Origin of the sequence: Sphaerothrix gracilis Ecp01, from assembly GCF_030405905.1 — a bacterium.
GTDB lineage: Bacteria > Cyanobacteriota > Cyanobacteriia > Phormidesmidales > Phormidesmidaceae > Sphaerothrix > Sphaerothrix gracilis.
Map to the genome: position 1 here is coordinate 155,794 of NZ_JASATW010000001.1, position 8,268 is coordinate 164,061.

The following is an 8,268-nucleotide window of genomic DNA, read 5'->3' on the forward strand; positions in this document are numbered from 1 at the left end:
GCTCTAGATAACAATTGAAACTATCTTGAAAACTCATAGTTGCCCCAGACCATTCTACTCAAAGTGAAGTTCCGGGAAGCTAATGGTTTTATACTTTACTGAAAAAGCTGCGAAATTTCGATAACTTTCGTTTGCAGTGTAGGCATTTCAGCTTTGCCCTGCTTGAGGCTTGCTTCTAATTCTAGAAGCTGCTGCAGCGTTTGTTGTAGGCTCGGCAGGGAAAGATACCGAACTTCTTTTTGTAGGAAATAAATTCGCTTAGGATTGCTCACCTCAGCCGCCTGGGCGATCGCCCGCTCGTCGCGCTCACCGGCCTGCATCATAATTTTGACCCAAAGCCAAGTCCGAAACTGACCTACTAGTGTCGATACAATGCGGAGGCTGGGTTCGTTGCGGTTCACCAGATCGGTGACCAACTGTAGAGCGTTGGGAGTATCGCCCTGACGCAGGGCAGCCGCTAGCTGCAGGCTGTTTTGCGTATTGACGACTACCAGTCTAGCTACGATATCAGCAGCTAGCGGCTGGGGCTGATTGCCCTGATAGAGTTTCAGTTTTTCTATTTCATTGACGAGCTGGCGCATATCATTGCCTACCGACGCGGCTAGTAGCTCAACAGCGTCTGGGGCTAGGCGCAGCTTGGCCTGCTCAGCGGCCTGACGCACCTGCTGCTGGATCTGCTCAACTTTCCAAGGGGGGATTTTAGCAAACTCTCGCACTTTGCCATGCTTCTGCAACAGCTTAGTCGATTTGAGCCGACCGTCTGGCTTTTGGCTATTCGTAAACAGCAAAACGCTGCTGTCGGGTATGGCCGGCAATGTTCGGGTCAGTTCCTGCAGGGTGGCCTCGCTGCAGCGCTGAAAAATAGGGACATTGTGCAGCCAAACGACTCGTTGACCCAGGCCGAAGGGAGGAGTCATGGCCTGGTTTAGCCCCTGAGTGACGTTTTCTGCCTGGTCGGCACTGAGCTTGTCATAGTTGAAGCTGCTCCACTGAGGATCTAGGCTGCGATCGCACAGTTCTTCGACTGCCCGATCGAGCCGAAAGTCATCATCCCCCCAAAACAAATAAACTGGCATGGCTAAGGTCACAATAGGAGAGCAAAAGAGTTTTCGAGTTATGGCTTTCCTGTTTCAACATCCGATCCTGCGGCAGAGCTTTGCCATCATTGACGCTGAAATCGGCTCTCATGACTTTACTGATAGTGAATATGCAGTCGTGCGCCGCGTAATTCATAGTACGGCTGACTTTGACTTTAAGCAGGAGCTGCAGTTTAGCACAACGGCGATCGCCGCGGCCAAAACGGCCTTGGCGGCAGGATCTCCGCTGATCTTAGACGTCAATATGATTAAACAGGGAATTCGGACAATGGTTAGCCGTACTTTTCAAAATCCGGTAGTTGTGGCTGTGGATCAGGCTAAGGCGGCTTTGCCGGGTAAAACCCGAACGGCGACCGGAATGCTGACCTGCTGTCGCCAGTACCCCACCGGAATTTATGTAATTGGCAACGCGCCTACGGCGCTATCGGTGCTGTGCGAAGCGATCGCCGCAGGGACAGTACAGCCTGCTCTCGTCGTTGGTGTGCCTGTGGGTTTTGTCGGGGTCGAAGCCGCTAAAGCCCAGCTAGCCCACCTAGACGTGCCTCAGATTCTAGTTAACGGTCGCAAAGGGGGATCTAGCGTGGCGGCGGCAATTGTCAACGCGCTGCTGGTACTGGCCTGGGAGTCATCATGAACTGTCTACCGATACAGGTTGTAGGGGTCGGGGCGGGCGGGGCGGCAGATCTATCACCCGCCATTCTGACCGTGATTGAGCAGGCAGGGATACTGGTGGGCAGCGATCGCCATCTAGCTTATTTTCCTGACTGTTCGGCGCAGCGCTGGCCGCTCAGCCCGTTCCAGACGGCCCTCGAAGCCATCCGGTCTGAGCGGCAGCAATATCCCCAACGGTCAGTAGTCATTCTGACTTCTGGAGATCCGCTCTTTTTTGGCCTAGGACGGCTGCTGCTACAGCATTTTGCGGCTGAGGAGTTAGTCTTTCATCCCCACCTAAGTTCTGTGCAGCTCGCCTTCAGTCGGCTCAAAGTTCCCTGGCAGGAGGCCAAACTGGTGAGCCTCCACGGGCGATCGCTCGACAACTTGCTGCCCCCCCTGAAACAGGAAGCCGAAAAGATTGCCGTTCTGACCGATAGCCACAATACGCCTGCGGCGATCGCGGAGCTGCTGCTGGCGCTAGCGGCGCCCTACCAGCTTTGGGTGTGCGAAAATCTGGGGGCTAAGTCTGAACGAGTGCGCTGCTTTTCAGCGGCGGCGGCGACTGAGCAGACCTTTGCGCCGCTCAACCTAGTGATTCTGCTGCGACAGCCCCCGGCTGCGACCCTGGATTTGTCAGCCCTGCCGGGGTTTGGGCTGGCAGATGATTTGTTTTTGAGTTTTCGCGATCGCCCCGGCCTGATAACGAAGCGAGAAGTGCGGATGTTGATTTTGGGTGAACTGGCCCTCCAGCCCCATCAAGTTATCTGGGATATCGGGGCAGGAACAGGATCAGTCAGCATCGAAGTGGCTCGGCTGCAGCCCAGCGCCAAGGTGTATGCCATTGAAAAAACGGCGGCAGGGGCCGCCCTGATTCAGCAAAACTGTCAGCGTTTTGAGACTCAGACTGTCGAGTTAATTGCCCAGGCGGCCCCTGCCGCCCTGGCAGCGCTGCCAGATCCCGATCGCGTATTTGTGGGCGGCAGCGGTGGCTATCTGACCGATATTTTGCAGGTCAGCTCTCAGCGGCTCAAACCCGGCGGCCTTATTGTGCTGGCTCTAGCGACGCTAGAACACCTCGGCACTGTCCTTGCCTGGCGGCAGCAGCATAGACCAGACTGGCGCTATCGGCTGCTGCAGGCCCAGCTTTCCCGTTCTATTGGTGTGGCCGCTCTGACCCGGTGGACGCCGCTCAATCCGGTAACGCTGGTCATTTTCAGTCGCAGTCCCTAAGCAGTGCTGCTTTAATGGTAATTTTGTCATTAGTGATAAATAAATTGGCGATGGCAAAGGCGATCGCGCTGTTGAGCTTACTGCTGTGGCTGGCGATCGCGGCTCCAGCCCAGGCGTTTTCTCGCTGTCAAAGGCAGACAGAGCCAGAAATTTGTATCCTAAGCCTCAAGCGCAGCGCCAAATACTACTGGCAGTATCGAGCTGAGGTCAGCATCGGCGGTGTCAAACGCCCGGTCGAGGTCTATGACTGTCGGCGGCGGATGCGGACGCGCTCAGACGGCGAAACAGTCCCGTTTCAAGCAGACGGACCCGGTTCCTTCATTTGTAGCTTTTTCAAGCAGTGATAACTCCAGCCTATCCCGTTGAGAATGTTCTAACTGCCAGAGCCAGACTGGGAGAAGGGCCAACCTGGGATACAGCGCAGCAATGTCTCTATTGGGTCGATATTTACAACCACCGGGTACACCAGTTTGATCCAGTTACCGGCCAATCGCGCTACTTTGATGTGGGCCAGGTAGTCGGCTGCTTGGCGATCGCTGCCGCCCGTCGCCTGCTCCTCGCCCTGCGCCATGAACTCGCTATTCTAAACCTGGAAACAGGACACCTCAGCCCTCTCCTTTCTTTAGAAGCTGATAAGCCCCACAACCGTTTCAATGACGGGAAGTGCGATGTCGCGGGGCGGTTCTGGTTCGGCTCTATGTCTACCCAGGGACCAGAAGCAAGCCTTTATCGCTACGATCCCGACGGTTCATTGCATTCTATGGAAACTGGATTAACCATCTCGAACGGCATCGGCTGGAGTCCAGACAATCAGGTCTTTTACCTAACTGACTCAGCTCAAAAGATTATTTATGCCTACGAGTTTGACTTAGCCAGCGGCGCGATCGCCCAGCGGCGCGTTTTCATTGACTTGAGGCCAGCAGCGCTGACGCCGGATGGTTTAACGGTAGATGCCGAAGGCTGTCTTTGGTCAGCTATGTGGGACGGCTGGTGCGTGATCCGTTTTAGTCCCCAGGGGGAGGAAATGGCTCGTTTTTCTCTCCCTGTCCAGCGCCCAACCGCCTGCACCTTTGGCGGTCGTGACTTAAAGACCCTGTATGTGACTACGGCTTCGGTGGGGCTGAGTGAGGCCGAAATTCAGAACAGCATAGCCTCTGGTGATTTGTTCTGTATTCAAACAGATGTCGCTGGTTTACCCAGCAGTGCTTTCGCCGGACGGCTAGAGCCGTAGGCTTTAATCTACAGGTACTATGGACGAGGAAAAAAGGATGCAGCGAGTTGAGCTAATTGTCCACGGCGTAGTGCAGGGAGTGGGCTTTCGCTATCACACCTGTCAGCAGGCGCTGCAAATGGGCCTCAGCGGCTATGTGAAAAATCTGGCTGACGGTACCGTTGAAATCGTCGCTGAAGGCGATAGCCAGACCTTGCAGGCGCTTGTAGCTTGGGCACAGCAGGGGCCAACCGCTGCCCGCGTCACCCAGGTTGAGTCAGCTGCAAAAGCCGCGACGGGAGAATTCGACAGCTTCGCGATCGCTCACTAAGTCAATCTGATGATCCATAAGATGCATTTCGACGCTCAATACTTAATCCGTAGCTAAGCAGAGGGTTGAGCGAAGTCGTTCACGAAGTGTCTCCCGAAGGGAGAAAACCCGGCAATCTAAATCGGACTTGATTTGGCTTCTCCTGCTGAGTGATTAGGATTCGACGGCGGCCTGAGCCACGGCCTGAGATACCTGAACCGTGGGGATCAAAATTGTAAAAAGGCTGCCCTGACCTAGCTCCGACTCGCAGATCAGTTTGCCGCCATGCCGCTCGGTTACCACCTGATAGCTAATAGAAAGCCCCATGCCTGTGCCTTTGCCTACAGGTTTAGTCGTGAAGAACGGATCAAAGAGCCGCTGCCTAACGGTGTCAGACATGCCCCAGGCATTATCTGACACCATAATTTTTACCTGATTGTCCTCTGTCGGTTCGGTCACGAGGCAAATGACCGGCTCAAAGTCTGTTTCTGCTAGACAGCGTTCCTCTAAGGCATCGATGGCATTCGACAAAATATTCATAAAGACCTGGTTGAGCTGTCCCGGATAGCACTCGACGGGCGGCAGTAAGCCATATCGCCTGACCACGCCAATCGCCACGCGGTTATTCTGCGCCTTGAGACGGCTCTCTAAGATCTTCAATGTGCTATCTATGCCCTGATGAATATCGATTGCTTTAACTTCCGCTTCGTCCATGCGCGAGAAAGTCCGCAGAGAGGCGACAATACCTTGAATGCGCTGAGCGCCCAGCTTCATAGAATCCAGCACTTTAGGGAGATCAGTTGTGACAAAATCGAGATCGATGATTTCAATCTCGTTTTGAATAGCAGGCACAGGTTCAGGATAGTGCTGCTGGTAGAGTGACATCAGCTTCAGCAGGTCACCAGTGTAGGCATTCATGTGGGCTAAGTTGCCGTAAATGAAATTCACCGGATTGTTGATCTCGTGGGCAACGCCGGCGACAAGCTGGCCCAGGCTAGACATTTTTTCGGTTTGAATTAGCTGGAGCTGCGCCTGTTTAAGTTCCTTCAGGGTGGTCTGTAGCTGATCATTTTTGATCTGCAGCTCCTGTGTTCGTTCGGTAACCTGCTGTTCTAGGTTGCGGTTGTAAGTTTCTAAAGCTCTGTGAGAATGTCTCAGGTGCCGGGTCATGCGGTTGAAGGTGCCCGCTAGCGCCCCAATCTCATCCTGGGAGGTGATGGGCGCTTTGACCGTGTAGTCCCCTTTGGCAATGTTGGCGGTCACTTGGGTGAGGCGTTCAATTGGCATGGCGATCGCCCGTCTGAGGGCCAATGCTGAGGCGATCGCTAGAGCCAGAGAGGTCCCCCCCCCTAGCAAAGTTTGCCACTGTGCCCTGGCCAAATTAGTATGGCTAGCTTCTAGCTCGAACAGCAAGGCGTTCTGTTCTGCAACTACGATTTTATCTAGCTCCTCCAGCATCCTGGCCGCTAAAGGTTCTGCCTGCGTTTTAAACAAAAAGAGATCGTTACGGTAGCGATCGCCTTCAACAATGCTAAAAAGCTGGGCGGGTAGCTGCGTAAAAGCCGTATAGGATTTTTCTAACTGGCTGAGCGTGACTTGCTGCTCAGGACTAAGCTGGGAGCGTAGCTGCAAAATCTGTGCCCAAGCGGCCTGGTTGTTTTTATTTTGAGCGGCGTACTCAAAACGAAAAGTCGGACTGCGCGTGACCAGGTAGCTTCGCAGCGCCGCTACGGCTAGGGCAAAAGAACCTTTAAACTCAAAGAAAGCCTCTAATCGGGTTAGATCGCTGGAGGTAAGAGTCTGCTGTAGCTGCAGATTGATCAGCTCAGTAGTGCTGTTTAAAGTAGAGTTAATTTGAATTTCGCCTTCAGACTGAAGCTGCTTGAGAGCAGGCTGATTCTCAATCACCCGGTCTTTCAGCCCAAACATGTCTTCGGGTAAAAACAGCCACTGCTGATAAAGCGTTTCTAGCCTAGCCAGTCTTTCCATCTGACCCGCGTTAGCAGTATTTCGCATCTTTTGAACGATGGCGGGGTCACTGATCAAGTTTTTGAGCTGTTCTAAATCGGCCTCAAAAGCCTGACGTGAAGCCTGATACTGGTTGCGAAATTCAGACTCCGCAGTCGCCAGGTAGCCTCGCACATTCGACAGCATACTTAAAAGGTTGGACTGGGCGCGGGCCGACGCTAGGGCCGAGGGAAAATGGTACTGCTGCGTTTTATCAATGCTGACATTAGCCCGGTATCCTTCGCCATAGGTGATCCCCACAACTAAAAACGTCACTGCCACCAAAAGGCCAAAGCTCAGATTGAGCTTTTTGCCAATGCTGAGCTGACTGTATTTAGATTTCAGCCTCTTCTGCTGGGTGCGAAGCCCGCAGCTCAACCAATCCCGATAAGACTTACTTCGCAACAGCAGCGATCGCCAGAACATAAAGATTCAGACTTAAAACAACAGGGAAAACACATCAAAAAGATTTAGTCTATAAACTGGGCTAGGCTCAACTCATTAGCCTGATTCCAACCATAAATTTCGGCACGAAAAGTTCGCCACTGAGTATAAATTTTCCGAAAATCAGCATCTTGACTCGCTGTATCTTCGTAAAGCGCAAACGCTTCCTGCTTCGCAGCCCGTAGAATCTCTGGGCTATAGGGTAAAAGGCTGGTTCCGCTCATGATGAGCCGCTGCAAAGATTCTCCATTGGCCGCATCATATTTGGCTAGCATCAGGGTATGAGACTCTAGAGCAGCCGAACGCAGTGCTTCCTGATATTCCAGCGGTAGCTGCTGCCAGGCAGATAAATTTATCTGCACCTCGTAGGTAGTGCCCGGTTCCCACCAGCCTGGATAGTAATAGTAAGGCGCAATGCGGTTAAGACCCAGCTTTTCGTCTTCATAGGGGCCAACCCACTCAGCGGCATCAATCAAATTTTGCTCTAGCTGTTCAAAGATTTCATTGCCCGCCAGCACGCGCACGTCTATGCCTAGGCGCTCCATTACCTGCCCGCCCAGCCCCGGAATCCTCATTTTTAGTCCCTGCAGTTCCGTCACAGAGTTAATCTGCTGCTTGAACCAGCCGCCCATTTGGGCGCCCGTGCTGCCGGCGGGAAAATTGATAATGCCATAGTCAGCATAAAGGCGCTGAATGCTTTCTAAGCCGCCAGCACTCATCAACCAGGCAATTTGCTGCTGAGCATTCAGGCCAAAAGGCACGGTTGTAGCAAAGGCTAGGGCTGGGGTTTTATCGATGTAATAGTAGCTAGCTGTATGGCCGCACTCTACGGTTCCTGCCGCCACGGCATCCATAACATTTAGGCCAGCCACTATCTCATCTGCCGCATAGGGTGTGATCGTGAAGCGACCATCCGTGACCGTGCTGACGTGGCGACAAATAGCATCAACGCTGCCGAAAACAATATCAAGAGATTTAGGCCAGCTCGTGGCCATCCGCCACTGAACGAGCGGAGCAGAGCCGTCAACGGCAGCCGAATTGCTTTGAGCATAGCTCCGCTGTGCCAATAAACCTCCGCTAGCAGCAGTAGCAGTTCCCACGAAATGACGACGTTTCATAGTGTCTTGAGGCTTCCTAATGCGAGCAACAAATTTTGCCAAAGCCAATGATCAAAGCTGCAATAGCTGATTGTCCTCAAAAGCAAATTCAGCAAAGCTGAACTCGTTGATACGATTCCACTGAGAAATCTCTTGTTTGAACTTCCGCCACTGCTGATAAATTTGGCGGAAATCTGAGTTTGCCTCAGCCGTTTGCGC

General features: G+C 53.1%; 8 protein-coding genes. 5 read left to right on the forward strand and 3 right to left on the reverse strand.

Annotated features, from left to right (window positions below):
* Nucleotides 1–95: 95 nt before the first annotated feature.
* On the reverse strand, nucleotides 96–1,076 hold the full coding sequence (gene holA / locus QJQ48_RS00700; RefSeq protein WP_346289251.1) for a DNA polymerase III subunit delta: 981 nt from the start codon (nucleotides 1,074–1,076) through the stop codon (nucleotides 96–98).
* 40 nt (nucleotides 1,077–1,116) lie between these two features.
* Here holA and QJQ48_RS00705 point away from each other — a divergent pair, with 40 nt between their 5' ends.
* The 5 genes from QJQ48_RS00705 to yccX are packed head-to-tail and all read left to right on the forward strand — an operon-like array spanning nucleotide 1,117 to nucleotide 4,522.
* Nucleotides 1,117–1,731 (forward strand): precorrin-8X methylmutase, encoded by a 615-nt coding sequence (locus QJQ48_RS00705; RefSeq protein WP_346289252.1) that lies wholly within the window; start codon nucleotides 1,117–1,119, stop codon nucleotides 1,729–1,731.
* Nucleotides 1,728–2,981, forward strand: a complete 1,254-nt coding sequence (cbiE, locus tag QJQ48_RS00710; RefSeq protein WP_346289253.1) for a precorrin-6y C5,15-methyltransferase (decarboxylating) subunit CbiE — start codon at nucleotides 1,728–1,730, stop codon at nucleotides 2,979–2,981. The genes QJQ48_RS00705 and cbiE overlap by 4 nt, the downstream gene beginning before the upstream one ends.
* Before the next feature lie 50 nt (nucleotides 2,982–3,031).
* Entirely contained in the window at nucleotides 3,032–3,325 is a 294-nt protein-coding gene (locus QJQ48_RS00715) for a hypothetical protein (RefSeq protein ID WP_346289462.1), read from the forward strand.
* On the forward strand, nucleotides 3,325–4,212 hold the full coding sequence (locus QJQ48_RS00720) for an SMP-30/gluconolactonase/LRE family protein (protein ID WP_428843010.1): 888 nt from the start codon (nucleotides 3,325–3,327) through the stop codon (nucleotides 4,210–4,212). Before QJQ48_RS00715 ends, QJQ48_RS00720 begins: the two co-directional genes overlap by 1 nt.
* Nucleotides 4,213–4,231: 19 nt before the next feature.
* Nucleotides 4,232–4,522 carry an acylphosphatase gene (gene yccX, locus QJQ48_RS00725; RefSeq protein ID WP_346289255.1) on the forward strand — a complete coding sequence of 97 codons (291 nt, stop codon included), beginning with the start codon at nucleotides 4,232–4,234 and terminating at the stop codon, nucleotides 4,520–4,522.
* Between the two features lie 153 nt (nucleotides 4,523–4,675).
* Here yccX and QJQ48_RS00730 read toward each other — a convergent pair whose 3' ends face one another.
* Nucleotides 4,676–6,934 (reverse strand): ATP-binding protein, encoded by a 2,259-nt coding sequence (locus QJQ48_RS00730; protein WP_346289256.1) that lies wholly within the window; start codon nucleotides 6,932–6,934, stop codon nucleotides 4,676–4,678.
* A 44-nt stretch (nucleotides 6,935–6,978) separates the two neighbouring features.
* Nucleotides 6,979–8,070, reverse strand: a complete 1,092-nt coding sequence (locus QJQ48_RS00735) for a TRAP transporter substrate-binding protein (protein ID WP_346289257.1) — start codon at nucleotides 8,068–8,070, stop codon at nucleotides 6,979–6,981.
* Between the last annotated feature and the right edge of the window lie 198 nt (nucleotides 8,071–8,268).

What these genes read in the sequence shown, in the direction of transcription:
- cbiE (WP_346289253.1), top strand. Translation starts at nt 1,728, where the DNA reads ATGAACTGTCTACCGATACAGGTTGTAGGGGTCGGGGCGGGCGGGGCG.
- holA (WP_346289251.1), bottom strand. Translation starts at nt 1,076, where the DNA reads ATGCCAGTTTATTTGTTTTGGGGGGATGATGACTTTCGGCTCGATCGG.
- yccX (WP_346289255.1), top strand. Translation starts at nt 4,232, where the DNA reads ATGGACGAGGAAAAAAGGATGCAGCGAGTTGAGCTAATTGTCCACGGC.
- QJQ48_RS00715 (WP_346289462.1), top strand. Translation starts at nt 3,032, where the DNA reads ATGGCAAAGGCGATCGCGCTGTTGAGCTTACTGCTGTGGCTGGCGATC.
- QJQ48_RS00705 (WP_346289252.1), top strand. Translation starts at nt 1,117, where the DNA reads ATGGCTTTCCTGTTTCAACATCCGATCCTGCGGCAGAGCTTTGCCATC.
- QJQ48_RS00730 (WP_346289256.1), bottom strand. Translation starts at nt 6,934, where the DNA reads ATGTTCTGGCGATCGCTGCTGTTGCGAAGTAAGTCTTATCGGGATTGG.
- QJQ48_RS00735 (WP_346289257.1), bottom strand. Translation starts at nt 8,070, where the DNA reads ATGAAACGTCGTCATTTCGTGGGAACTGCTACTGCTGCTAGCGGAGGT.